General features: G+C 43.4%; 26 protein-coding genes. 13 read left to right on the forward strand and 13 right to left on the reverse strand.

The genetic code is table 11. The features are described from left to right. The first annotated feature begins 75 nt into the window (after positions 1-75). The 5 genes from C4S61_RS11825 (at position 76) to C4S61_RS11840 (ending at position 5,809) form a co-directional block, all read left to right on the forward strand. Complete coding sequence (locus C4S61_RS11825; RefSeq protein ID WP_103925012.1) at positions 76-606, forward strand: GNAT family N-acetyltransferase; 531 nt, start codon at positions 76-78, stop codon at positions 604-606. Between the two features lie 59 nt (positions 607-665). Continuing rightward, on the forward strand, positions 666-1,472 hold the full coding sequence (locus C4S61_RS11830) for a metallophosphoesterase family protein (RefSeq protein WP_200820576.1): 807 nt from the start codon (positions 666-668) through the stop codon (positions 1,470-1,472). Between the two features lie 122 nt (positions 1,473-1,594). Then, the gene (locus C4S61_RS22315; protein WP_235009943.1) at positions 1,595-2,038 is read left to right on the forward strand and encodes an aldo/keto reductase; all 444 of its coding nucleotides are present in this window, start codon (positions 1,595-1,597) and stop codon (positions 2,036-2,038) included. 224 nt (positions 2,039-2,262) lie between these two features. After that, positions 2,263-2,478: a hypothetical protein gene (locus tag C4S61_RS22320; protein WP_235009945.1), complete on the forward strand. Its 216-nt coding sequence runs from the start codon at positions 2,263-2,265 to the stop codon at positions 2,476-2,478. A gap of 370 nt (positions 2,479-2,848) precedes the next feature. Next, positions 2,849-5,809 carry a DNA polymerase III subunit alpha gene (locus C4S61_RS11840; RefSeq protein WP_103925013.1) on the forward strand — a complete coding sequence of 987 codons (2,961 nt, stop codon included), beginning with the start codon at positions 2,849-2,851 and terminating at the stop codon, positions 5,807-5,809. Positions 5,810-5,868: 59 nt separating this feature from the next. Here the strand turns inward: C4S61_RS11840 and C4S61_RS11845 are convergent, their stop codons facing one another. Next, the gene (locus tag C4S61_RS11845; RefSeq protein WP_103925014.1) at positions 5,869-6,513 is read right to left on the reverse strand and encodes a hypothetical protein; all 645 of its coding nucleotides are present in this window, start codon (positions 6,511-6,513) and stop codon (positions 5,869-5,871) included. A gap of 51 nt (positions 6,514-6,564) precedes the next feature. Next, positions 6,565-6,795, reverse strand: a complete 231-nt coding sequence (locus C4S61_RS11850) for a hypothetical protein (protein ID WP_146064386.1) — start codon at positions 6,793-6,795, stop codon at positions 6,565-6,567. A 527-nt stretch (positions 6,796-7,322) separates the two neighbouring features. Between C4S61_RS11850 and C4S61_RS11855 the strand changes: the two genes are divergently transcribed. Both C4S61_RS11855 and C4S61_RS11860 read left to right on the forward strand, forming a co-directional pair. Continuing rightward, a complete protein-coding gene (locus C4S61_RS11855; RefSeq protein ID WP_103925016.1) occupies positions 7,323-7,784 on the forward strand; it encodes an antitoxin Xre/MbcA/ParS toxin-binding domain-containing protein in 462 nt (153 codons plus the stop codon). 5 nt (positions 7,785-7,789) lie between these two features. Continuing rightward, positions 7,790-8,245 carry an RES family NAD+ phosphorylase gene (locus tag C4S61_RS11860; RefSeq protein WP_103925017.1) on the forward strand — a complete coding sequence of 152 codons (456 nt, stop codon included), beginning with the start codon at positions 7,790-7,792 and terminating at the stop codon, positions 8,243-8,245. 41 nt (positions 8,246-8,286) lie between these two features. On the opposite strand, the gene C4S61_RS11865 is transcribed toward C4S61_RS11860, so the two are convergent. The 5 genes from C4S61_RS11865 to C4S61_RS11885 form a co-directional block, all read right to left on the reverse strand. Further along, on the reverse strand, positions 8,287-8,958 hold the full coding sequence (locus tag C4S61_RS11865; RefSeq protein WP_103925018.1) for a 3-keto-disaccharide hydrolase: 672 nt from the start codon (positions 8,956-8,958) through the stop codon (positions 8,287-8,289). A gap of 66 nt (positions 8,959-9,024) precedes the next feature. Further along, a complete protein-coding gene (locus C4S61_RS11870) occupies positions 9,025-9,258 on the reverse strand; it encodes an acyl carrier protein (protein WP_103925019.1) in 234 nt (77 codons plus the stop codon). Between the two features lie 372 nt (positions 9,259-9,630). Beyond that, a complete protein-coding gene (locus tag C4S61_RS11875) occupies positions 9,631-10,671 on the reverse strand; it encodes a hypothetical protein (RefSeq protein ID WP_103925020.1) in 1,041 nt (346 codons plus the stop codon). Positions 10,672-10,802: 131 nt separating this feature from the next. Continuing rightward, complete coding sequence (locus C4S61_RS11880; protein WP_103925021.1) at positions 10,803-11,198, reverse strand: group III truncated hemoglobin; 396 nt, start codon at positions 11,196-11,198, stop codon at positions 10,803-10,805. A 1-nt stretch (position 11,199) separates the two neighbouring features. Beyond that, complete coding sequence (locus C4S61_RS11885; protein WP_103925022.1) at positions 11,200-12,441, reverse strand: alkaline phosphatase family protein; 1,242 nt, start codon at positions 12,439-12,441, stop codon at positions 11,200-11,202. 251 nt (positions 12,442-12,692) lie between these two features. Between C4S61_RS11885 and C4S61_RS11890 the strand changes: the two genes are divergently transcribed. Both C4S61_RS11890 and C4S61_RS11900 read left to right on the forward strand, forming a co-directional pair. Beyond that, positions 12,693-13,373 carry an OmpA family protein gene (locus C4S61_RS11890; protein ID WP_103925088.1) on the forward strand — a complete coding sequence of 227 codons (681 nt, stop codon included), beginning with the start codon at positions 12,693-12,695 and terminating at the stop codon, positions 13,371-13,373. Positions 13,374-13,599: 226 nt separating this feature from the next. Next, entirely contained in the window at positions 13,600-14,271 is a 672-nt protein-coding gene (locus C4S61_RS11900) for an OmpA family protein (RefSeq protein WP_103925024.1), read from the forward strand. Here the strand turns inward: C4S61_RS11900 and C4S61_RS11905 are convergent. The 6 genes from C4S61_RS11905 to C4S61_RS11935 form a co-directional block, all read right to left on the reverse strand. Beyond that, positions 14,268-14,792: a GNAT family N-acetyltransferase gene (locus C4S61_RS11905; protein ID WP_160111236.1), complete on the reverse strand. Its 525-nt coding sequence runs from the start codon at positions 14,790-14,792 to the stop codon at positions 14,268-14,270. The genes C4S61_RS11900 and C4S61_RS11905 overlap by 4 nt on opposite strands. Positions 14,793-14,922: 130 nt before the next feature. Continuing rightward, positions 14,923-15,780, reverse strand: a complete 858-nt coding sequence (locus C4S61_RS11910; RefSeq protein ID WP_103925026.1) for a bile acid:sodium symporter family protein — start codon at positions 15,778-15,780, stop codon at positions 14,923-14,925. A gap of 161 nt (positions 15,781-15,941) precedes the next feature. Beyond that, positions 15,942-17,075 (reverse strand): DUF819 family protein, encoded by a 1,134-nt coding sequence (locus C4S61_RS11915; protein ID WP_103925027.1) that lies wholly within the window; start codon positions 17,073-17,075, stop codon positions 15,942-15,944. 43 nt (positions 17,076-17,118) lie between these two features. Beyond that, positions 17,119-18,210, reverse strand: coding sequence for a DegT/DnrJ/EryC1/StrS family aminotransferase (locus C4S61_RS11920; RefSeq protein WP_103925028.1), 1,092 nt, complete (start codon positions 18,208-18,210; stop codon positions 17,119-17,121). Further along, the gene (locus C4S61_RS11925; RefSeq protein WP_103925089.1) at positions 18,191-19,480 is read right to left on the reverse strand and encodes a glycosyltransferase family 4 protein; all 1,290 of its coding nucleotides are present in this window, start codon (positions 19,478-19,480) and stop codon (positions 18,191-18,193) included. Before C4S61_RS11925 ends, C4S61_RS11920 begins: the two co-directional genes overlap by 20 nt. A gap of 338 nt (positions 19,481-19,818) precedes the next feature. Beyond that, the gene (locus C4S61_RS11935) at positions 19,819-21,273 is read right to left on the reverse strand and encodes an NADP-dependent isocitrate dehydrogenase (protein WP_103925030.1); all 1,455 of its coding nucleotides are present in this window, start codon (positions 21,271-21,273) and stop codon (positions 19,819-19,821) included. A gap of 208 nt (positions 21,274-21,481) precedes the next feature. Here C4S61_RS11935 and C4S61_RS11940 point away from each other — a divergent pair, with 208 nt between their 5' ends. The 4 genes from C4S61_RS11940 to C4S61_RS11955 all read left to right on the forward strand — a co-directional run bounded on the left by C4S61_RS11940 (position 21,482) and on the right by C4S61_RS11955 (position 26,342). Further along, positions 21,482-22,267, forward strand: coding sequence for an enoyl-CoA hydratase/isomerase family protein (locus tag C4S61_RS11940; RefSeq protein ID WP_103925031.1), 786 nt, complete (start codon positions 21,482-21,484; stop codon positions 22,265-22,267). A 15-nt stretch (positions 22,268-22,282) separates the two neighbouring features. Next, positions 22,283-23,788 carry a lipopolysaccharide biosynthesis protein gene (locus C4S61_RS11945; protein WP_103925032.1) on the forward strand — a complete coding sequence of 502 codons (1,506 nt, stop codon included), beginning with the start codon at positions 22,283-22,285 and terminating at the stop codon, positions 23,786-23,788. 75 nt (positions 23,789-23,863) lie between these two features. Continuing rightward, positions 23,864-25,612: a tetratricopeptide repeat protein gene (locus tag C4S61_RS11950; RefSeq protein WP_103925033.1), complete on the forward strand. Its 1,749-nt coding sequence runs from the start codon at positions 23,864-23,866 to the stop codon at positions 25,610-25,612. Next, positions 25,605-26,342 (forward strand): DUF4292 domain-containing protein, encoded by a 738-nt coding sequence (locus C4S61_RS11955; RefSeq protein WP_103925034.1) that lies wholly within the window; start codon positions 25,605-25,607, stop codon positions 26,340-26,342. The genes C4S61_RS11950 and C4S61_RS11955 overlap by 8 nt, the downstream gene beginning before the upstream one ends. Positions 26,343-26,345 lie beyond the last annotated feature (3 nt).

A 26,345-nucleotide genomic window follows, 5' to 3' on the forward strand; every position in this document is an offset into this window, starting at 1 on the left:
ATCCCTATCCGAATTTTGAATACTATACAATTCGCAGTACCTTTTGATCGAAGCCCATACAACCCTATCCAATAGATGAACCTTCACAACGAACCTTTTTTGATCAGAGAAGCGAAGTCAAAGGAATTTGAGGAAACAGGGAAGATGATGGTAGGGGTGTACTCCGGGCTAAAAGGTTTTCCTCAACCTGAGGATTTTCCGCAATATTATGACCTCTTGCTGCATATAGGGAGACTCACCGAAAAACCGAAAACCTCACTTTTGATCGCCTCAGACAACAATAAAGCTGTATTGGGTGCCGTAGTTTACTTGGGAGATATGAGCAACTACGGTTCCAAAGGATTGGCAACACAAGAAAAAAATGCCGCAGGAATCCGATTTTTGGCAGTTTCTCCCAATGCCAGAGGATTGGGAATCGGAAAAGCTCTGACATTTGCCTGTATCCAAAAGGCAAAGGATTCCGGCTTGGCCCAAGTGATCCTGCACACTACCTTGACGATGATGACTGCCTGGAAGATGTACGAAAAAATGGGCTTCCAGCGTGCTTACGAATTGGATTTTGATCAGGGTGATTTACATGTCTTTGGCTTTAGGCTGCTGCTATAAGTAACGAATACTTTCAATTGCAATTCCTGTTTTTAATTGAAATCCTTTAATTTGAAATCATGCAAAGACGCCCCTTTCTTCAGAAAATCAGTTTGATCAGCTCCTCCCTGATGACCATGCCTTTTATCTCCTTCGGAAAAAAAGATTTCCCCAAATCCACCCAACTTAAGTTCATCACTGCTTCGGATGGACACTATGGCCAACCCAATACGGACTATGAAACATCCCACCGACTCCTGATCGATGCTATCCATCGCGAGGAAAATGTGGATTTTGTGGTCTTCAATGGCGATCTGATCCACGATGAGCCCAAATGGATGCCTGAAGTCTTAAAAGTCTATGAAACACTAAAAGTGCCCTACTATGTCTGCAAGGGCAATCATGACCGCATTTCGGAGGCTTCTTGGCTCCAACTCTGGGGACAACCCGCTGATTTTTCTTTCATCCAAAAGGAACAGTACGGTTTCATTTTGATGAACTGCTCCAACGAGGCCGGAGACTACCTCTGTGCCAACATCAGTTTTGCAAAGGCGATCTTGGAAGAATATGCCCGACTTACCCATGTTTTTCTGTTTGTCCACATTTCCCAAAACGATTGGACCAGGCACGGAGTCGCCTGTGATGATTTACTGAAACTCATCGCCAGCTATCCGAATGTAAAGGCAACGTTTCACGGCCATGATCACGATGTAGATGGAATCATGATCAACCGAAAGAAGCCTTATTTTTGGTCCGGACATTTCGGCGGCAGTTGGGGCAATCCCTTTACAAGTTATCGGGTATGCGAAGTAGGTGAAGACGGCAAGACGGTCACTTACCTCAAATCAGTCAAAGACGGGGCGATCCTGAATGGACATACCCTTTGATGTTTTTAGTTTTGGCTACGAAGACATTAAGGCGCTAAGTTTTCTTCCCACAAAGCAAAATAGATTTTGGGTTGGAAGCTTCTTGATCTCCGTTTTAACTCCACTTCCAAGGAAAAACAGGCATGGAAATCTCCGTTCTGGGTTTTGGGGCATCTCCCATCGGCAATGTGTTTGACCCTGTCGATGAAAAAGAAGGAATCACCGCTGTGCATTATGCACTGGATCAGGGTGTGAACTTCTTCGATGTTTCACCCTTTTATGGGATTACTTTGGCAGAAAGTCGACTGGGAAAAGCGCATGAAGGATCAAGGAAAAACATCATTCTAGCCGGCAAATGTGGTCGCTATAACTTGCATCGTTTTGATTTTTCCCGAAAAAAAATCCTGAAACGTATCGACGAATCCCCCACTCGACTCAAAACTGACTACCTGGATCTTTTTCAGTTGCACGACATTGAGTTTGTAGATAAGGCGATTTTAATCGAAGAAGTAGTACTCGAAATCCAGGAGGTGGTAAAATCTGGAAAGGCCCGATTCCGGGGAATCACAGGCCTTTCGGCCCGTTAGCTCACCCAAATCCCACGCGAAACAGATCCGGATACCGATCCTATCGTGGGGGCATTACAACGCTTGAAGACGAAATTACTGATGAACTCGTCCCGATTTCTCTGGAAATGAGTTTCGGACTGATGAATGCAGAACCACAGTTAAAGCGTTTCGGATAGTAACTTGCCACCTTGGCATCGATTCCCACCTGAAGTCAAGTCCATGCAGCCCACTTTACTCGAGCTTTGCAAAAACTATGGAGTCAAACGCAGCGCTGTAGCGCTCCGCCATACGATGGATCTCATCCCTATATCGCGACCACGATAATTGGCATGTGCGAACTTGAAGTGGTCAAGCAAAATGTCGCCGCTTTGGATTTTGAGATTCCTAATGAACTCCTTCAAAAAATCAATCACAAAATCAGGAGAATTACCCCCTCAAATACACTGAAAATCAAATAGAAAAGGGAATAATCAGAGGAATCTCAGTGATTTTTTATTTCCAAAGCGTGATCGTTTGGTCCAAACATCATCCTCACTTTCCCGACATTTTCCTCCAAAAATCAGTCAAGCCCTTGACATGATTCCAATCCTTTTGTCTAATTTATAAACATTATAATGTTAAAATAATTAACATTTAACAATTGGGTTACTCGGGATTTGTAATCCCGAGGTCCGATCTCAGAATTTCTAATCCAAATTCAATCGTTGGCTAGCTTTTCTGGAAGTGACCAATTTGTCCAGCTTCCGGAGAAGCAAGACAACGTAAACGCATATTTCGAGAAGCGCATTTCCGCTTTTCGTATTTCATACCTCATACTTCGTATTTCCAATGTTTCTCAACTGCCATTCTCACTTCAGCTTCAAATACGGGACGATGTCTGTGGAAGCGCTGATCGCTGAGGCGAAAGGTAAAAAACTCGATGCGCTCGCCCTCACCGACATCAACTGTACGGCAGGGATTTTTCCCTTTATCCGAGCTGCGCAAAAAGGCGGCATCCATCCCGTGATCGGCATCGACTTCCGCAATGGAACCCAACAGCAGTACATCGGCCTGGCCCGCAATCAGGAAGGATTCTACGAGCTCAACCGGCATCTCTCCGATCATCTCGTTCACAAAAAGGAGTTTACGTCCAAAGCTCCTGCTTTTGAAAACAGTTTCGTCATCTATCCCCTGCCGCCAAAGCTGATTCCCCTGCGGGAAAATGAATTCATCGGCGTACATCCAGGGCAGCTCAATCGGCTGATTTCTTCCCCTTGGTTTCGAAAAAAAGAGAAGCTCGTCCTGCTTCAACCCGCAACGTTTTCATCCAAAGTCCAGTTTAGCGCGCATCGCCTTTTGCGAAGCATCGATCTAAACATGCTCCTGAGCAAGCTTCCAAAAGAAGCCCAGGGCGATGCCACGGACCAATTCTACACCTATGCCGACTTGGTCTCCCGCTGCGAAAGCCACAGCTACCTTCTTGTCAACGCCCAAAAACTTCTGGAACAGTGCCAATTTTCGTTTTACTTTCAGGCTGTCAAAAACCGACGCGATATCCTGGGCTCGGACTGGGAGGACTTTGACTTTCTCCGACAGGAAACCTTCAAAGGGGCACTCCGACGCTATCCCGCCCTCCAACCGGAAGTCAGCAAGCGAATCGAAAAAGAGCTTGAACTCATCCAGCAAAAGGGCTTTGTGTCTTACTTTTTGATTAATTACGACATCGTCACTTTTGCGCAGCACCGCAACTTCTACCATGTCGGTCGGGGTTCCGGCGCCAACAGCATCGTGGCCTATTGTCTCGGCATCACGGACGTGGACCCGATCGAGCTGGACTTGTATTTTGAGCGGTTTATCAATCTCTACCGGGAAAATCCCCCCGACTTCGACATCGACTTCAGCTGGACAGATCGGGATGAGGTGACGGATTACATTTTCCAGAAGTACAACCGGGGCAAAGAAGAGCATGTGGCGCTTTTGGGTTCCTACAGCACTTTTCAGTACAACTCGGTCTTTCGCGAACTGGGAAAAGTCTTCGGGCTGCCCAAGTCAGACATTGAGTCGCTGATCCATTTTGCAAAGAAGGAAGGCTATGAACCCGATCAATTCGGTAAGCTGATCATTAAATACAGTCAAGTGCTTCACGACATGCCTTCGCACCTCACGATACACGCCTGCGGGATCTTGATCTCGCACAAACCTATCCACTATTACACGGCGACAGATATGCCGCCCAAGGGCTTTCCCCTCGCCCACATCGACATGCATATCGCAGAGGACATCGGCCTGCACAAGTTTGACATTCTGAGTCAGCGGGGGCTGGGCCACATCAAGTCTGCAATCGAGACGATCTATCAAAATCAAGGTGTGAAAGTGGATATCCGCGAAGTCGACAAATTCAAAAAAGATCCGAAAATCAAGGAGATGCTGCGGACAGGTCACACGATCGGTGCCTTCTACGTGGAGTCTCCGGCCATGCGGATGCTGCTCTCCAAGATGAAAGCCGACACCTATCTGGAACTCGTGGCTGCCAGCTCGATCATCCGACCGGGAGTCGCGCGATCCGGAATGATGCGGGAGTACATTTTGCGCCACATCGACCACGAGCGACGCAAAACCGCCCATCTTGTGATGGCTGACATCATGCCTGAGACCTACGGGATCATGGTCTATCAGGAGGATGTGATCAAGGTCGCGCACTACTTTGCCGGACTGAGTCTGGGCGAAGCGGACGTGCTGCGCAGAGGAATGAGCGGCAAGTCCCGCTCCAAGGATGAATTCCAGCGGGTGAAGGACAAGTTTTTCGAAAACTGCAAGAAGCTGGGCCGTGAGGAAAAAGTCGCCGCAGAAGTCTGGCATCAGATCGAGAGCTTTGCGGGATATTCCTTTGCCAAGGGACACTCGGCTTCCTTTGCGGTGGAGAGCTACCAAAGTCTGTACCTCAAGGCCTACTTCCCGCTGGAGTTTATGGTCGGCGTGATCAACAACTTCGGGGGATTTTACCACACCGAATTCTATGTGCACGAGCTCCGTATGAACGGAGCCGACATCCAGGCTCCTCATCTGAACGAGAGCGAATACCTGACCCGAATCGCCGGCAAGACCGTCTATCTGGGCTTGATCCACATGAAATTCTTGGAAAAAGCGACCGTAGAAAAGATTTTGGTGGAGCGACGGGAAAACGGGCATTTTCTAGGTTTGGCGGATTTTGTGGCGCGGGTGGCAATCAGTCTGGAGCAATTGCTGATCCTGATCCGGATCACCTGCTTTCGCTTTACGGGAAAAACCAAGCAGGAACTGCTCTGGGAAGCTCACTTTATTCTGAACAAGAAGAAGTCCATTCCGGCCACCAATGAGCTTTTCCGCTCAGGAGGACTTTCTTTTGGTAATCGCCAGCCCGAAATCCCAGTATTGGAGGATACGGATGTCCGGCAAGAAATTCTTGATCAGATCGATATCCTGGAGTTTCCGCTAGACTCCCCTTTTCACCTGGTCAAAGACCAAAGCATTCAAGGTATCAAAGCCAAAGACCTGCAAAGTCATCTCGGGAAAACGGTGATGATTCTTGGCTATCTCGTGACAGTGAAGTACACCCGGACAGTGAAGGGCGAAGTGATGAACTTCGGGACTTTTCTGGATCGGGAAGGTGACTGGATTGATACGGTTCACTTCCCTCCTATAGTCAAAAAACATCCCTTCAAAGGCAGGGCAATCTATCGCATCGAAGGAAAGGTGACGGAGGAGTTTGGATTTTACTCTATCGAAGTTAATCTGCTGGAGCGAATGGCGTATTGGAATGCGGGGGATTGAGCTTGTTTTGCCACAAAGGAAGGAAGATGCTAAGATATCCTACTGATCGGGGAATGACGTCATTCCTTCATTTTGTACACTACAGAATATTTCAGGCCAGCAGAATTCTTACCTGGTCTAAGTACCTCCTCAGGTTTCCGACCATCTGGATACAAGAGATAAGTATATTCTTCAATTTTTCCACTTATAAAAGTACTATTAAAGGTGTTTTGAGTTTCAGGGTTAACATTTTCCAGAAATTTGATTCCTATAAATATGCGTTCTTTTGGTTCCAAACTGATTTTCTTAGAAGATAAATCAATAAATAGCCGATTTTCTAACTTACTTTTCACTAAATATTTTTCCGGAAAATCGGTGTATTTTCCTACGGGTAAGCCATCTTCTTCCCGGACCATAACAGGTAATACATAAAAGCCTGAGGAATCCTGAACCCAATCATAGTTGAAAAATAATTCCAGCCCATCCAATTCAATAGCTGATTCTTTTGGGTTTACAAAACCTGTCACTGTAGCAATTTTACTTACTCCAACCCCTGAAAATTTAGCACGCAGATCTTGGTGCCTTTTGGAGAAATTTGAATAAACTAAAATCTGATCAGTAGGAATAATCTCTACAACGTCCAATTCAACAACTTTACTATCTTGACTCCAAGCCCTACAAGCAAAGAGAATAGCTAAAAGAAATAAAAACAAAGTTTTATTCATATTCTAGATTAGTTAAAGTAGAGTGAGTTGGCCATTCTCACTCTATTAAAATTAATTCATTGGACAATCTGATATTTGAACATCAGCAACAGTAGTTCCAACATTAATCCAGAAGAATCGCTGTTTACAAATTGTTGTGGTGGTCACGCATGAACTACCACCTCCCGAAATTACCGTTTCACATTCCTGACCAAACATTTTTGCATCAGCCTTAGTCGGTATGAAAAACATACCTGCAAACATTAAGGTAATTATACCTTTTGAAAATTTTGTAAGTTTCATTTTAATGAAAGTTAACTTTATTCCCTTTCGCACCATGCCGGGCGGGATTGTTAAACCCGTTCAAAAATCAAAATTTTGGCACCTGATCTGATTTTGAACTAAGATACCCCCCCCTGAAACTACAAAAGCAACTATTTTTGAAACTATTTTTCTTATTTTTTGAAAATTACATAGTTCATCCTTCGCTATAGGAAAAAAATAGATCCAGTTAATTGGAATTTGCCATTGAATCGCACGAATTAGACAAGTTTTTTTTAGTCACTATGCAAGAAGACGCTAAGAGGAGTTAACAAAGTGACACCTGAGTTAATTGATGCCAATAGGAAATCAACATCACACAAAAACCAAGGTGGATTAACTCATGCCCTTCCATTGAAACCTGCGTTTTCTGTGATAAAAACAGGAGCAAGGTCTAAGAGAAACTTCTCTTCCTTCCAATCTCTGGGACATTTTCACAAAAAACTTAGGAAAATTAATCAAATCAGGACAAATTACGTTATCTTAAAGGACAAATTACCGATAAAACGATGGCAAAGAAAATCTCCAAAGTCACCGAGCCAGCAGTAGCCGTCTATCAAAAGGCGCATTTATCGATTCAGGATATCCTCAGAGTAGATCGTGACTGGCTGGATGAGCCACTCAGTCGGGTGAACACATTTCGCAATGGCCTCGACAAAAGCTCCTTTGAGAGCTTCAAGGAGCTGTCAGGACTTGACTACGAGACCCTTGCTTCCGCTTTGGGAGTCTCTGCCAAGACCCTGCAGCGCAAGGATATTTTTGACACCGGTCAGTCTGAGCGGCTCTACGAATTGGCTGAGCTCTATGCGATCGGAGTCAATTACTTTGGACGAGAGGGCTTCCGAAGATGGATGGAGCGTCCGCTTTTTTCCCTTGGTAATCGCATTCCTTTGGATCTAATCGATGTCTCGGCGGGACTAGACCTGCTCAAGGCAGAGATCATGCGACTTCAGCACGGGATCGCTATTTGACGGGGATGAAAGTCTACCGACTTGCACTCACTCAATACTGCGACGCGAGTGGTGAAGGAGCCAAAACCTACGGAGGTAGATGGAATCTTCCTGGTACACCGGCTGTGTATGCAGGATCGAGTGTCTCAGCTTCATTTTTGGAACGCTTGACTATTGACCCTGAATTACTTTCCTCTGAGCGATATATTCGCTATTCTGTTATGGAAATCAGCATTCCAGATCACCTGATCTTCACTCCAAAAACTTATGATTTACCATTGAACTGGAATCAAATCCCAGCTGTGAGAGCATCTATGGAATTTGGAACACAATTGCTTAATTCAGGAATCCTTTGCTTTGCTGTACCTTCCGTAGTAGATCCGAGCTCCTTGAATTATGTCGTCAACCCACTTTCTGAAAACTTCAGCTTGTCAGAATTTAGAGTCTATCCACTTGAGCTTGACAAGCGACTTTTGAGGTGATTTTTTGAATTGGTGAAAATTCAAAACTGAATTATTTCTCACTAATTCAAACTCTCCAAAACAATTTTCTTGAATTCCACTTCGGCACCTTCTGCCTGCAGGGCGATTTGCCCCTTTTGTGCAGTTGCACCAAAGCCGTCATTGACCAGATCTCCATTAACCCAAACGGTAATTCGATCACCTTCGCATTTGATTTTCATTCGATTCCATTCTCCAAGGGGCTTCTCAGACCCGTCAGTGAGGTTAATGATTCGACGCTCCTTGCCCTCGGTCACACCCCAATTCTCTTTTGGGCCACGTCTTTTTTCCATATCATCGACTTGAATATCTTCCTGAATACACCAAAAATCCCCCGCATTGGAGTGCATCATCTGGACTTCAATGGATTTGGGAAACATACCATAGAGTGCCCTGGGTGAGGATGCATGAACCAACACCCCACAATTACCAGGTTCGCCTACAAATCTGTAGTCAAACTCCAAGGTGTAGTTTTTATAGCTATCCTCGGTAATCAAATGCCCGCCAGGGGTGCCCAAACTAACCAAAAGACCCTCTCGAACAATAAACGGCCTTCTCAAGCTACTGTCAGCCTGAAGATCAGGAACATCCATATACCAACCGGATAGGCTTTTTCCATCGAATAAAGACACCTGTGAAAAAACAAAGGTTTGTAAGCCAAGGAATAGTACAAATAGGAGTATAATATTTTTCATCGGACAATTAGAAACCCCAATCTACCCAAAAGTTTTTCTAACTCAAATTGAAATTTAAGCCATGGCTTAGTCTTTAAATGATCGAATCACGTCCAATGGGGAATGAATTTTTTTATTATCCTCCTCTTCCAGCAAGACCCCCAACCGACACTCCAACTCAAACAGAATTCCTTCCACGTAGAATTTATCAACTGGGATTTCAGAATAAAACTGTTTTTGTTTTCTTTTACCTGTGATCGGGATTCCAAACTCTCTGAATACGGAAATTAATATTCTGGATTTTCTGATTCGACTTTTCATTATTTCTAAAATTTAGAAGGTGGTGGCTTGAGCTATTGCTGAATTTAAAATCTGTCAAAAAGGAAAAGTTAAAAAGTGATGTGCAAAAATCTAATTGATAGGGAGTCGACTTCTTACCTTATCGATTAAGTCTGAAAAGTCAAATTTAAAAAATACCCTTATGATATCTTTTGGCTTACACGCTAATTGATGTTGGAAATTAGTCAGTTATGCAATTAGAGTGGCAAAACGAATGCAAGAGTGGATCGATTTAATTATTAAAAACACAAGTAAACAGTCTTTCGACCCTGCAAAAATTGCAGGAATCAAGAAATGGACTTTGAGATCCATGATTTTTGGTAAAATCTGCAAAAAATAGGGATTCCCCTCGTTCTAGTTTTGCACAGAGCCGTCGCTGGCTCTGCAAGCCTTCAAAACATTTTCTCTGAACAGTCGGTCATTTTTCAAAATATCAAAAAACCCCTTTAGAAAATTCTTGGTCATCTTCATATCTCCTTCAGATATGTAGGCTTGCTGCGCATCTACAGTATTCCAGAATTGCTCTTCTTTAGCCAAAAACTCCTGACGGATCATTTGCAAAAACGCCTCATCCCTACAGAATCCCCTATACAGACGGTCAGTGACTGACTTAATATTTAGCTGAGCACTCACCTGAGCGTATGGAGGATTCACCAGACCGCTCATATCAAAATCATAGGCTAATGGAATGACAGTATCATCGGGAAGCTTAAGTACTTTCTGATTATGTAAAAAAAGTGTGGAAAAGTCAGTGTTACCGATCAAGTACTGAAAGAAATTCTGCCTTACTGTCGCGGAATCCTGCATAAATGAAGGAGGAATTCTCCTTCCCTCCAGGATTTCTCCATCAAACCGGTCAGCTACTTTATCGTCATCCTGGATAAAAAAGCCGAGTAGCTCAATTTCTTCTCCCTTTTTATCATCAAGGTTAGTGAATTTGATTTTAACCAGTCGCGTATCAAAATAGTATTGAGTAATGTCTTCAAGAAGTTGATAGGCTAGATACTCCTTTCCTATAAACGAATCTACCCCTTTACCTTTTTGACAGGGCATGACCAACTTTAAACTTTTATTCTTTTCGAAAACGGTTCCATTGATATTCTTATTCTTGAATTTGAAACGAATGGGCGGATAGAAGCAATTATCCAGTCTAAAGTTGCCTCTTGTTCTCATTTCAAGTGGGATAGTATCCCATTTGCCAGGACTGGACTCCAGCAGGAGAAATGAATCCATGAAGGTGGAATCATTGGTATTCTTTCTAAGATCCTTGATGGAAAATGACATCTTGATCGGTAAAGGTTCCTGACTTGAAAAAAGAGGACTGGTTTGGAAACCCAAACTTAAATTGACTGCATTAAAAAACAGTAAACTAAGTATTAAAAAGAATTTTTTCATAGAATAGTGGATTATAACAACATTAAATTACGATTTATTTTAATCCAAAAATTCATTTCAGGTAATTAAAAATGTATTATGAATCAGTTTAACCTACAAATTGCATCTCCTAATCGAAAAGAGCGATTAATTTATTTCAACCTTACTTCCCAAATTCTCATAAACAGCACATGCGCCATCCTTCGTGCATGCTCTTTGGCATAGGCTGCATTTTTACCTTCAAAAAGCGCATCGATTGTCCCAAACCACAACTCCAGCCAGTTACCAAAGTGGGCTTGTTCAATTGAATTATCCACTGCTTTGTCTACTTCCAGATGGACTTTAACAGGATTAAATTTTCCTGCTCCGGGTCCAGTCTGAAGGAGTATCATTTCCCAAAAATCAGAAAGGTGAATCAGATGTGCTTCCCAATCCGTCACTACTCCGTTGAATATCGGCCCTAAAACCGGATGAAGTCGGACACGTTCATAGAATTTCTTGACCAAAAGGTCCACTTGCGCTCTGGATTCAATCTGGGTTTTTTGCATCTCAATATTTCAAAATCGGAGTTAAAACTTCCATTTTCCCATCAATGCCGGCTGGAATCTCCAAACCTAAAAGTTGGCAAAGCAAGGGATAAATATGGATATTCTGAAATGGTTCAATGCGATTTGCTGCTTTGATCCTTGGACCTTGGGCATAAAAAATTCCCCACATTTCCTTGTTAGTGGGACTAAAACCATGTTCGCCAAAAACCTCCGTCTTCAACCTCGCCGAGTTGTTTTGGTAACGCATCATGCCTCTATTATCCGCCAGATAATACCCAAACTCCGGAATAATAATAAAATCACCAAATCGCTGTGGATAGATGGAAGTATCGGTATAATTTGATTTTTGGGTAAAATCATCAAAAGAAACATGCGGACTTCTCGACCGAATCAAATCCATGACAGTCTGTTTATCCCCCGGATTTTCCAAATGAATATGTGCCAAAGCGCCATTGTTTACCACTTTCGCGTGGATTCCTTCAGTCAATAGATCCAAATTGATCAGCTTATCCTTGTGCACATCAGCCATACCATGATCGGATACCAAGATCACAGAAATAGGAAGATCAAAACTCTTGATCCCTTCGAAAAGCGCACCTAATTCCCGGTCAAGCTTGTAAAGTCTTTCTTCCAATTTCTCATCGTTGGAGGGTCCGTAGGCATGGCCTACATTATCCATATCTGAGAAATATAAAGTGATCATCCTGGGGCGCTCCGTATCCGGAAGCTGCAACCATTTAAAAACCTGTGAAATACGGGTAAGATTTGGGACCTCTGCATCATAATCGAAATATTCACTCGGCCTAATCCCTTTCACAGGAGCTTCGGATCCCACAAAAAAGTAACTGGCCGCCTTTAGGCCATTTTCCTCTGCCAGCACCCAGATCGGTGTCCCTCCATACCAATAGCCATCCTGTACAATATCCCGATTTCCCATCGTATACACTTGATCCTTGAATGGCTCATAGAAGGAATTATCCACCAAGCCGTGATGCTCCGGAAGCATTCCTGTGGCAATCGTATAATGGTTGGGGAAAGTCTTCGTGGGAAAAGATGGAATCATGGCCTCTGCTGAGGTTCCTTCGGAGATAAATCTGAGCAAATTTTCTGGTTGAAAGCGCGCTACATAATCATATCGGAATCCATCCAGAGAAATCATGATTACGATAGGCTCTTTCTCTTGCGCGAAAATCTGAAGGGTAGTTCCTCCCAGAAGCAGGTAAATGAAAATAATTCGACGCATGTTTTTTATTCAAAAATACCCCGACTGATTTACCAAACCAACCTTTCTATAAAGAATGGAATGGATCGGCTACGAAACGGGAATTTCATTCAAAATGGGGCATTTATTACCCAGTCTAACGAATGAAATCCGTCTGTATTCATCCGAATCGTGCTGGTACACCTATTGATTAGAATAGATAATGGCCTTTCACAAAAAACACTACGATAATTTCAATCATGAAACAGCCATTAAAAGAAAAACAAAATCATATGAAAACGAACAATAAGATTTTAAGTCTGCTCCTGATCAGTTTGCTGACTTTTGGAATTCTCGGTTGCAAAACAAGTAACGCACTGAAAGGTGGGGCAATTGGTGGTGCTGCAGGTGGTGTGTTAGGTGGACTTCTTTCCAAAAATAACACCGCAACCGGAGTAATCGTCGGCGCAGCCATCGGAGGATCCGCAGGTGCAATCATCGGTCGAGAAATGGATAAGCAAGCAGAGGAGTTGGAAAGAGAATTAAAACAAGCAGAAGTTGAGCGTGTAGGTGAAGGAATTAAAGTGACTTTTGATTCAGGATTGTTGTTTGACGTCAATAAATCTTCGCTGAATACGATGGCCAAAACCAATCTCGACAGCTTAGCCAAAACACTGAACAAATATCCAGAAACGGAAATCGTCATCGATGGTCATACCGATGATACCGGTGCAGAAAAGTACAACATGAAGCTCTCCTTAGAACGCGCAAATACAGTTCAGGACTACCTTCAAAATAAAGGCGTGAACAATTCCAGAATTGTGACTCGTGGATTTGGTGAGTCCCTTCCCAAGTCGGATAATATGACTGATGCAGGAAGAAGCGAAAACCGAAGAGTTGAAATCGGAATTGTGGCTAACGAAAAAATGCAGGAAGAAGCCAAAAAGGCTGAGGGAGGCTCCATCCAGCCTTAAACCCGGGTTTTTAATTTTGAGATCTGTAATGGATACCAATCCATAAATCAGTTAGACTCAAATCTTGAATTGATTTTTTTGACATTTTTTCATTGAAAATGGGGAAAGCTGCACCGAAAATGGTCAGTTTTCCCCATCTTTTTTTCCAGTTCTTTGAGCATAGCCCCAATTTCCGCTTGGAATGAGAATTGATCCCCAATGAGGTATTAACACAACCTCTAATCTTATGAAAACCAAAAATCAGTTTTTATCGCTTTTTCTAATTTTAACCCTGTCAGTTTTCAGCCTAAATTGTAAAACGAGTAATGCTGTAAAAGGCGGGGCCATCGGAGGAACTGCCGGTGGAGTCATAGGTGGATTGCTCTCTAAAAAGAATACTGCTACAGGAATCATTGTAGGAGCCGCCATTGGAGGATCTGCCGGTGCAATTATCGGTCGAGAGATGGACAAACAAGCCGAGGAACTGAAAAGAGATCTCAAAGGGGCCAAAGTTGAACGTGTCGGCGAGGGTATCAAGATCACCTTTGATTCAGGAATTCTCTTTGCTGTAGATCAGTCGACACTTAATTCAGCTTCCCAAAACAACTTGGAAAACCTTGCAACCACACTCAAAAAATATCCTGATACCAATGTAGTCATTGAAGGGCATACAGATGATACCGGGACGGCTGAATACAATCAAACTTTATCTGAGAAAAGAGCTAGTACAGTCCTGAGATTCCTAAGCGATTCAGGTGTGGCAGGCAAGCGTCTTCAAAGTCAGGGATTTGGCGAAGAATTGCCTGAGGTGCCCAATACCTCGGATGCTGCACGAGCTCAAAATCGCCGGGTTGAGGTAGCGATTTTTGCCAACAAAAAGATGCAGCGAATGGCCAAAAGAGGGGAATTGGGATCTTAAAAATCCACTCGCATTAGATAATCCGTCTGGATTTCGTCTCCAAAAGGAAAAGGATGGCTTCCGAAGATTCGGAGGCCATTTTTTTCATAAAATCGGATCGCTCTTGCATTATGCTCCCACACGCCTAGCCAAAGGTATTTTTTCTGATTTTGCTTCGCAAAGTCAATGGCTGTATCGAGCAACCATTTACCCAAGCCACTCCCCAAGTGCTCTTCCAACACATACAATCGGGCAATTTCCAGACTTTCCGGATCATGCACGTCAGTCTGGGCTGGCACCAGATTGACTTTGGTGTAGCCAATGATTTCTTTTGCTTTTTCTGCCACAAAAAAAATCGAAGCAGGTTCATCCAATTCTTTCTCGAGTTGCTCCAAGGTGAAAGCTTCGTTGAGATACGCTTGGACATTTTCAGATTTATTGCCTGCGGAAAATGCCTGAAGAAAAGCAGTACGGGCAAGATCAAGTAAGTCAGCAAGATCTTCTCTTGAAGCTTTTCGGATTGTCAGTATAGTATCCTCCAAAATCAGAGTTTTTTAAGTGCAACATCGATTTGCGAAATGGGATTGGCAGAATACAGAAAAAGACAAAAGAAATCCAACTAATGAAAATATTGATTTCACAAATACAACTCAATTAATCTCGAAAATAAGCTCAATTTCTTCGATTTCCCCAAAAAATAATCAATCCAGCTGTCCCAAACATCAGCAATCCATAGATCGCAGAAGGAATGGTCATGGTAGAATTTACCAGAAGCGTTGCTGCAATAGTGATTCCCAAGGTGCCATTTTGAATTCCTGACTCGATCGCAATCGTTATGCTTTGCTTTTTGCTCAGGCCAAAAATCCTTCCACTAAAATACCCCAATCCTAATGTGGCAAGATTAAGCGTGAGAGCTACAGGACCCGCTTCTGCAAAGTATTCCACGAGATTTGCCCGCTCTTTCAGAATTGCAGCAAGCAAAATGACCACAAAGAAAACTGCGGAAATCTTGCGAAAAGGTGCATCCCATTTTTTTGCGAGTTGAGGAGCCCTTTTCAACACCATCATTCCAATGGCCACCGGGATAATGGTAATAAATATGACGGAAATGACTGTCCCGAATACATTCAGCTGCTGTTCTTCTCCGCTTGGAATAAAATACAGGATCGCAAAATTGACGATAAACGGAATAGTCAGCACCGTGATTAAGGAAGAAAAAGCTGTCAAGGTAATCGATAAAGCGGAGTCACCTTTGGCCAGATGGGTTATCAGATTCGATGTGGCTCCTCCGGGACAAGCAGCCAAAATCATAAGACCGACGGCTAGTTCAGTTTGTAAACCAAAAACCTTGATTAAGCCAAAAGCCACGATTGGAAGAACAATAATTTGATTGCTTAGTCCTATTGCAACGGCTTTGGGATAGATCAAAATCCGCTTGAAGTCCGCAAACCGCAGGCTCAATCCCATACCAAACATAATTACAGCCAAGGCTAGCGGAAGGAAAAGTTGGGTCAAAATGCTCGATTCCATAGTATTTGGGATTATTGGTTATCGGGTTATTGGTTATTAAGTTATTCGGTAATCATTCCCTGAGAATTGAAAATTGGTCATTGAAAATTGAATAATCTTGCTTCTTGTCTCTCGATTCTTGTGTCTAAATTCTTGATACTTATGTCTCACTACTTGCTACTTCACAAAAATCCCGCTACCGCAAATCCCACATACGTCCCTAGCGCGTTCCCCAAACTCCCCACCAACACACCTGGAATCAGCAAATCGGGTCGATTCAAACTCTCAGCAGCCGCAATCGCCGTCGTATTTCCGCCCACATTAGCCTGAGAAGCTACCGCAATCACATCCCAATCCATCTTAAATAATGCCCCAACCCCAAAAATCACCAATCCGTGAATCAGCACCAGCAATCCCACAAACAGGATCAGCGTCCCCGCCAAGCTTCCAACTCCCGACAAAGCCCTGAAATCACATAATGTCCCGATCACAGCAAGGAAGATCAAAATAAAGAAGAACCCCAGCGTATGCTTACCATATAATTGTTGGACTGAGGGGAATTGGGCAAGAATCAAGGCTAAAGTCGTAAGGAAAATTATCTCAGGAACTTGAGGGAAATAGGAAACCAATACCTTGCTCACAGTCATCCCCAATAAGCCCAGGGCTAAAATGGAAGCCAAGGAGCTGATTGAAATCGATTCGATCCCTTCATTTTTTGCCGCTGAAGCTGCAGACGCCAGCTTCTTTCTCGGAAACCATTTCTGTAAATATTTTGGCAAAATCAGCGTGGCGATGATCCATGGGGTTCCGATCAGATTGTCAACGACGGTTGTTGCCGCAAACAAGTTTCCGGCTTCGTTCACTTTGTAATGCAAGGCGACCGCATTGAAATTAATCGATCCACCGATGTAAGTCCCGGTAAACATTCCCGCCACAGCCGGAGCTAAATCCCCAATTTCCACAGCGGGATTGACAACAAACCAAGCTACCAACACCCCAACCACAGTACCTATCGCCCCCAAAAGAAACATCAGCAAAATTGGCATTCCCGCATTTTTTAGACTTTTCAGATCCACTTCCAACAAGGCAATAAAAATCCCTAAAGGCGCCAAATACACGAATACCCCATCATAAACCGGACTTCCATCCATCGCACTTGGGATAATTCCGATGTTGGAGAAAATAGCACAAAGTACGATGACCAAAATAGGAATTCCGACGGTTTTACCCCAAGGAAAACGAGTCAGCCAATTGGCGAAAAAGACAGAAATACAGAGTGTAGCCGCAATAAAAATTGGCTCTTGGGTAAAATTCATTCAGGAAAGTAATGAAAAAGTCAGGATTTGATCCCTGCAAAATTTACCACCTGACAAAAAAATTCAAGATCATTTCAATAATAAACTCCACTTCCTCCTTTTTCAAATAAGGATTCAAAGGCAATGACAGACCAGTCTCTGCCAATCTTCTTGCGTTGGCAAAATCACCTTCCGAACGGTAAGGTAGCATATCCGGCAAAATCATCGGATAATGAATCGCTGTTCCGATACCTTTTTCTTCCAAAAAAGCCTTAAGCTCGTCTCTCCTCTCCGTTTTGATCACAAAAAGATGGGCATTGTGAGCTGAGTCCAAAATTCCAGTCGGCAATCTTAAGCCTTCAATTCCGGAAAAAGCTTCTAAATACTGTTTAACGATTGCTTTTCGCTTTTGCTGATTAACCTGAAGGTCTTCCAAGATCACGTTCAAAAAAGCTGCCTGTATCGAGTCAATCCGACTGTTTCGACCTACCACCTCATGCTGATCTCGAATGGGTTGTCCATGATTCAAGAGAAGTCGAATCTGGGTTGCCAAGTTTGCATCCTGAGTCAGGCACATTCCGGCTTCTCCCAAGGCACCGAAGTTCTTTGTTGGGTAAAAACTCAAGCAACCTACATCGCCCCAAGTCCCGGCTGCTCTCCCATTCTGAAAAGCTCCAAAAGCCTGTGCTGCATCTTCGATCACAAAAAGACCGCTAAACTTGGCCTTTTCGGTTAAATCCACCATCTCCAACATTTTTCCATAGAGGTGGACAGGAATGACTGCTTTGGTTTTTGAGGTAACTGCCTTTTCCCAGTCGTTTCTCAACAAACCAGCTGTATCCGTATCCCAAAAAACCGGTTTGGCTCCAACTAATACGACCGCTTCTGCTGTACTCACCCAAGTCATCGCAGGGACGATCACTTCATCACCCGAACCGATATTCAAAGCCCGCAGCGCCAATTCCAGTGCATCAGTGCCATTGGCACAAGGAATGGAAAATGCAGAATTGAGAAAGCTCGAAACTGATTTTTCGAATTGTTCAACTTCTTTTCCACCCGAAAAAACCCCGACCTCCAAAACCTTCGCGAAGCGATTTTTCAATCGTTCTTTGAGGCTTTCTTCTATTCGGCTCAGATCAAGAAAGGGTATGTTCATCGAGAATTTTTCCAAGTTGAAAACTGAGAGATTTGCGGGAATACTTCTCCAATCCACCGGACGATGTTTTGCTTGAAGAAGCCCCCATCAAGTAGCGAAGTCGACTTCTTATTCCCTGCAAATCGGTATGAGCGATCACCTCTCCCGCGCCGGAATCGGCCAAAATCTGAGCAGAATCACCTTTGGGATCACCCAAAGCCAACACAGGAATCCCGGTTGCCAAGTATTCAAACAGCTTTCCCGGGATATTGCCTTTTGCGTTTTTGGAATCGGTCAGGATCAAAACCAAGGCATCAGCTTTGGCATAAAATCCAAAAACCTCCTGATGTGAAACATAGCCTGCAAAGTGAATTCGGGTAATCAACCATGGATCTGACTTCACGTAGTTTTGAACTTGCTCACTGACTTTTCCTACAAATGTCCACTCGATTTGTTCTCCTGATTTTTCAAATTCCGCCTTCATTCCTTCCATCAGTGGGATCGGATTTCGGATCGCGTCAATGATTCCGGAGTATACCAAATGGAGTTTTACAGCCTCTTTTTTCTTTGGAGAAAAGCCCAAAGGAATGTCTGCAGGATCGTAGCCGTTGGTGAGAAGCTTGATTTTTCGATGGGCGAGTTTTTCCAGATCCTGCTGAAAAGTCGGGGAAATCGTGAGTACCGCATTTGCCTCTTTTAAGACGCTTTGTTCCATCTTTTGATGCTTTATTCGGATAAAAGAAGTCATCGGAAGGGTATCCAAAAACTCCCATTGCGACCAAGGATCGCGGAAATCAGCGATCCAAGTGATTCCTGTTTTCCGCTTCAGATCCCGTCCGATCAAATGCATGCTATGCGGAGGTCCAGTAGTGATTACCGCCTGAAATTGTCCGCTTTTTAACAAATCAGTCAAAAATTTTACAGAAGGTTTGACCCAAAAAACACGTGGATCAGGGACCAGCAAATTCGCCCGCATCCAGATCGCAAGCTTCTCCAGGAAGCCTCGGTCCTTCTGCTCCATTAGCCTTCCCGGATGCAATTTGGTTTTACCTTTTATCCTAGAAAATAACTGATACGGCTCCCATATTGGGAATTTCAGTACTTCGAGTGAAGATGGGATTTCAATTTCCAAGGTCTTATCCTGCAGATCAAAATCCGGATTTTCAGGAGTAAAAATCACCGGTTCCCATCCGGATTCAGGCAGGTATTTGGCAAACTTCAGCCAACGCTGCACGCCCGAACCTCCACTTGGTGGCCAGTAGTAAGTGATTATCAGAACTCGCTTTTGCATCGGAGTACAAAGTACCATGTACCAAGTACAAAGTACAAATCAGACCAAAGAAAAAGGAGAAAGTTTCCTCTCTCCCCTATTCATCTTCATTCTTCGATATTCATCACTCGGCGTTCAACATTCGAAATTCGTTCTTTTTACTTTACTATCATTGGAGAAAAATCATTCACCAGACGTTCCGCTGGAACGCGGAAACAAACTGACAACTTGATTTTATACCAACCAATTGTCCCGCTGGGACAATCTCGAATTTCAAACTACAAATCTCAAATTCGAATCTTCACATTTCTACTTGAAGGGTTTTCTCTACTCTCTTAAATCAAAAATCGTAGATCCCTTTATTCTCCCTGCGCCAGCGAATAACCTCTCACCCCATCAAACGAATAGAGATTTGCAGTTTGGATGGTATCAAATCCAAGATTATTCACTTGCCCGATTAATTCAAGAACCTGAGCGTGAGATACTTTTGATTGATCTGCCTTAGCAAATCGAGCTCTCCAATGGTCTGTGCAGAAAGTTTCTCTCATTCCTGCCGGAAAGACTTTTACACCCCGATTGGTGATCAACTGAAGCTGAAGCCCATTTACATTAGCTTGACGAAGCTTTTCTCCGATGACATTTGGATCCCTGCCTTCCTCATTCCAATCTATAAATACATCGACTCCAATCAGTTCTTTTTTCTGAGTCGGCTTTCCTTTCACTTTCGTGTTCATAGGAGCAGTTTCGTCTTTGTCGAACGAGGCTGGCACCATAGTTTTAGGCAATTGTCCCAATCGGTCGATTACCGCTTGGGCGAATTCTTTGGTTCCTGCTTTTATTGTAGAAATCCCCTCCTGATAGACATCTCCTGTATGAATTCCATCTTCTAAAGTTTTCATCCACGCATTGGATATCTTCTCCGCCACTTCCGGCTGACCGATATGAACGAGCATCATAATTGCCCCATTGAGCAATCCTGATGGATTGGCAATTCCCATCCCAGCAATATCCGGCGCAGAGCCGTGGATCGCTTCAAACATGGCCACTTCCTCGCCGACATTGGCCGAACCACCAAGTCCTACAGAACCGGTCACTTGGGCTGCCACATCGGAAATTATGTCTCCGTAGAGATTCAAGGTTACAATCACATCAAATATCTCAGGACGATCTGCGATCAAAGCCGTTCCGATATCGATGATCTTATGATCGGTCTGGATGCTGGGATATTCTTTGGCGATTTCGTCAAAAGTCCTGTGAAAAAGTCCATCCGCCAACTTCATGATATTGTCTTTGGTCATACAAGTGACCTTTTTTCGACCATACTTTTTCGCGTATTCAAACGCGTACCGGATGATCTTCTCTGACCCGGGTTGAGAGATCAATTTGATACTTTGCACTACTTCCTGAGTCCCTCGGTGCTCAATTCCTGCATAGAGGTCCTCCTCGTTTTCACGAATGATGACCATGTCTGTCTTTGGGAAATGAGTATGGATGAATGGTGAAAAAGCCTTGCAAGGGCGTACATTGGCAAAAAGCCCAAAAGAAGTCCTCGTAGTTACATTCAGGGATTTAAATCCTCCACCTTGCGGGGTGGTGATGGGTGCTTTCAAAAAAACTTTGGTTTCGCGAAGTGACTCAAAAGCGCTGGGTTCCATTCCTGAACTGATTCCTTTGAGATACACTTGCTCGCCGATTTCGATCACATCATATTCGAGCTGCGCACCTGCTGCTTCCAAAATATTGATTGTGGCTTCCATGATTTCCGGGCCGATTCCGTCGCCATAGGCCACTGTGATTTTTCTTTTTGAAGACATATTAATGGTGGATTTAGTTTATTTTTTCTTGCTGCAAAAGTAAGCAAAAATACCTGAAACCGACCCTGATCCGCGATATTTTCCCCATATCGTATGGTCCAAGTCCTTTGTACAAAAGCAAAATTTAGGTTGAATTTGGATTATTCAAAGTCTCTCAATTTGCCTTTGACCCCCCTAAGCGTATATTTGTTCTATACATCCTACGCTTATGGCTGAATATCTGAATATACTCACTGAAGAAAAAAATGGCATCCTCTTCCTCACTATAAACCGGGAGGAAAAGATGAATGCACTCAATCATGCCACTTTGGAGGAATTGAAAGCGATTTTTGAAAATGTGGTTGATAACCGTGGAATCAAAGCAGTGATTTTGACAGGATCGGGAGAGAAAGCTTTTATAGCGGGAGCGGACATTAGTGAGATCGCATCGTTGAATGAAGTAAACGCACGGAAATTTGCAGAAAGAGGCCAGGAGATTTTTGCCATGATCGAAAACTGCCACAAACCGGTCATTGCAGTGACCAATGGCTTCACCCTTGGTGGAGGTTGTGAATTAGCAATGGCCTGTCACATGCGAATCGCTTCGGCCAATGCCAAATTCGGTCAACCGGAAGTTAATCTCGGAATAATTCCGGGTTACGGCGGAACCCAAAGACTCACCCAACTGATCGGAAGAGGCAAAGCAAATGAGCTGATGATGACCGGTGATATGATCGGCGCAGATGAAGCCTATAGGCTTGGTTTAGTCAATCATGTGCTCCCAACCAAAACAGAAGCGATGGAAAAAGCTGAAGAGCTCATCGGCAAGATCATGAGTAAAGCCCCACTAGCCATCGGGATGATCGTAGATTGTGTCAACGCGGTCTTCCTTTCAGATGAAGATGGATTTCAGACAGAAGCCAATAGCTTCGCCAGATGTGTCAAATCAGGAGATTACAAAGAAGGAACTTCTGCATTTTTGGAAAAAAGAAAACCAATTTTCAAAGGAGAGTAAGCTCCTTGCTCCTGCATGAGTAATCTCAAAAAACTAGCCGGACAGACAGCCATTTACGGGCTGAGTAGCATCCTGGCTAGGTCTATTAATTTTTTAATGATATTCATTTACACTTCCTATCTCAATAGAGAAGTGGTGGGTTCTTTTACGGGAATTTACGCCCTCATTGGCTTTTTGAATATCATTTTTACGTATGGAATGGAAACTTCCTTTTTCAGATTTTCTACAGGGAAAAATCTAGATCCAAAAAAGGTTTACAATACCACCCAATCACTTTTGATTACAACAACGCTAATTTTTGGAAGTGGTGTTTTTCTAGCTGCACCTTGGCTAGCGGAAGTAATGGATTATCCTAATCAAGCTTACCTCTTTCGTTGGACGGCTTTGATTTTATCTTTTGATGCCATTTTAGCAATTCCTTTTGCGAAGCTGAGATTAACAAATCGTGCTATTGCGTTTGCAGGAGCCAAAATGATCAATATTCTACTCAACGTTTTTTTCAACCTATTGCTTATCGTTTGGATTCCGATTTTGATCTCAAATGGAACCATGCCAGCTAGTTTCCTTGGTTATAACCTAGAATGGGGCGTAGAATATATCCTTTTGGCCAACTTATTCGCAAATGGTCTCATCATCCCTTATGTATGGTGGATAGCCGGTTTTTTCAGATTTTCCCTCGACAAAGAAATCCTCCGGCCGATGTGGAACTATGCCATCCCCTTGCTATTTATGGGTTTGGCAGGTGTAACTAACGAACTTGTTTCCAGATTATCTTTCGAATATCTCCTTCCGGAAAACTTCTACCCCGGACTTAACACCAGGGAAGCAGCAGGGATTTTTGGAACAAGTATCAAATTGGCCATTCTGATGAATTTGGTCATTCAAGCTTTTAAGTACGCAGCCGAACCGTTTTTTTTCGGAAAGGCAGCAGACAAAAATTCACCTCAGCTTTATGCCCAGGTGATGCATGCCTTTATCATTTTCTGCTCTGCATTAATGATTGTGATTTCAGTCAACCTGGATTTGGTGGCATTACTTTTCCCTAAAAACAAAGGGTACGATTCCGCCTTTTTTATTGTCCCAGTTCTGTTGATGGGCTACTTGCTTTTAGGGATCTATTTTAACCTTTCGATCTGGTTCAAAATTACAGATAAGACCAACTACAGCTTTTGGATCACATTGGTCGGAGCAATTGTCAGTTTGATTGCAGTATTCACTCTTGTACCCATTTTGGGGTATCTCGGCGGCGCACTGAGCACCTTGATGTGTTACTTAGTTATGACCGGATTATGCTATTATTTTGGGCAGAAACATTTCCCAATACCGTATCAAACCGGCAAGGGAATTTTGTATTTGCTACTCGCTTTTGGATTAAGCTATGCTGGATTTTATTTTCAACTTGACTCTTTTTTGCTGAGTTTTATCGCAAAAAACAGCCTGATTTTTCTATTTATTCTCGTGATTGGTTTCTCTGAAAGAGCACAATTAATTGAATTTCTTAAGAGGAAACAACTTCGCTAATCCTACGTACCTCTTTCAGTCAATTGTAGAAATTGTCCAACCATTTTCCTCAAAAGGCATTATGTTTGCAAACTGATGCTGCCATACCAAGTTCCTGTGAAATTTACCCACTCGCTTTTCCTGATTTTCTTCCTTTTTGCATGCGGGATTCCCGGTTTTGCACAGCAACCTCTTTCCAAAAAAGAGGTAAAACTCCTGGAAAAAAAAAACAAAACCAGTCGTTACTTCATCGAAGGAGAGAAAGCGCTCGTGCTTGGTGATTTAGAAAAGGCATACTTTTACCTGCAGCGTTCTTTGGAACTTTCACCGGAAGAACCCGCTATCAATTACAAAATTGCGGAAGTATTAGTCAGATCGGAGCAGGCCCAAAAAGCACTACCCTATGCTGAGAAAGCAACCTTTTCAGATCCGGAAAATAAATATTACGCCCTGATGGTGGCAGAGATCTACACCGATCTCAATCAGCCACTCAAAGCTGCAGAAATCCTTGATCGTCTCACAGCTGACGGCGAAAACAACCAGCAGTACAACCTTGATCTGGCTTCCATCTACCTCAATGCAGGAGAATTTGACAAAGCGCTTGTAGTTTTGGATCGAGCAGAGGATTTTTTTGGAGTTCGCGAGCCTTTTACGGTTCAGAAGCAGCGGATTTACCTTAGAAAAAATGACCTGCCCAATGCCATCCGTGAAGGTCAAACACTGATTGAGACATTTCCAGGCAATCCGACTTATGTTCTAAACTTGGTCGAAATCCTCTACAACAATGCTCGCCTGGACGAAGCATTGACATTAGTTTCGGCGGAAATCCAAAAATATCCCAATCAGCCGGAACTCCAAATGGCAGCCTATACCCTCTACAAAGAATCCGGTGAAGTTGCAAAAGCCAATAACTTCCTGATTTCGGCAATCGGAAGTCCTGATTTGGATGGAGAAGTGAAAGCAAAAACCTACAAATCCATGCTGGCAGAGATGCAAACCTCGCAGCGGGATGGGCTTTTAGATCAGATGGAATCCCTGATGCTGGAGCTGAATGCCAATGACCCAATGGTTTTGGAAGTCATTGGTGACCGCAAAAAAACTACCGGAGATATACCGGGTGCCATGGACTTCTACAAGAAGTCTCTTCAGAATCAACCTAATAATGCCCCTCTTCTGGAGCAAGTGATACTTAACTCCTTTGGGGATAGTCCTGATTTTGCTGAAATAGAAACCTACACCATCATGGGGGTGGATGAGTTCCCCGAAGCACCGGAATTTTGGTTTTATGACGGGGTGGTGAAGTCTGCCAGAAAAAAGGATTCTATAGCCGTGATTTCGCTTGAAAAGGCAATCGAACTCAATGCCGGAAAAAATTTACAACTGGATCAGGTAGCTTTTGGATCCTTGGCCAACTCACTTTACAACTTGGGAGAAAAAGATTCGGCATTTGTCTACTTTGACAAAGCCCTAAACCTCAATCCGGGGGATGATCAAGTCCTGAACAATTACGCGTATTTTCTTTCGTTGGAGAAAAGGGACTTGGAAAAGGCGCGGGAGATGGCTGAAAAAGTAGTCAAAAAGCATCCGAAAAATGCAACTTACCTCGATACTTACGCTTGGGTTCTTTTCCAGATGGGAAGCTATGAAGAAGCATTCAAATACATGGATGAAGCACTAAAGCATGAAAATGAACCAAGTGGAGTCATGTTGGAGCATTACGGTGACATCTTATTCCACTTAGGCAAAATATCTGAAGCCGTGACTTGGTGGAAAAAGGCGGAAGGAAGTGCTGAAGCCTCAGACAAACTAACTCAAAAGATAAAAGACGGGAAATACCATGAATAAACTTTTTGTTGTTTTATTGACATTATCCGTATTCAGTTTGGCTAGTTGTGCCAAAAAAGTCATTCTCTACGAGGGCGATGGACAGATGGAGGAATTCCAACCGGTAACCGCCGAATATGACTACCTCAGTGCGAAAGCCAAAATTGTAATTGAGGAGGAATCCGGAAAAATCACGCGTGGTACGCTCAGCCTTCGAGCTAAAAAAGACAGCGTACTCTGGTTTACAATGTCACCCGGCATGGGAATGGAGGCAATTCGGGGATTTTTCACGCAGGAAAGAATCCAGATCCGTGATAGAATCGGAAATGAAAACATCAATCTCACTTATGATGAGTTTGAAAAGTTTTATGGGTTAAAACTTTCCCTGGAGCTGTTTCAAAACGTCCTTTGGGCCAATATTCCTTATGAATTTGACTACCAGGACAGGCTGCTCAGAGTTGGCAAAAAGTTTGAACTGACTCAGGTGCGAAATAATGTCCGTTACTTCTCAAAGGTAGATACCAGTCACGGGAAAGTATCCGAACTGGTCAGCAACTCACTGGATGATCGGGGTTCGGTACTAGCCAGTTTCCCCAGATTCCAGGATGCGAGCTCACAGCCCTTTCCTGCTGAAGTGCTATTCAAACTAGCCTACCAAATTCCGGAAGGAAGTCAAAATACCATAATTCATCTCGAATGGACTTCCATTGATCCAAATTCCGAATCTCTAAGCTTTCCTTTCAGGTTCTAATCA

The organism is Algoriphagus boritolerans DSM 17298 = JCM 18970 (assembly GCF_900108085.1).
GTDB lineage: Bacteria > Bacteroidota > Bacteroidia > Cytophagales > Cyclobacteriaceae > Algoriphagus > Algoriphagus boritolerans.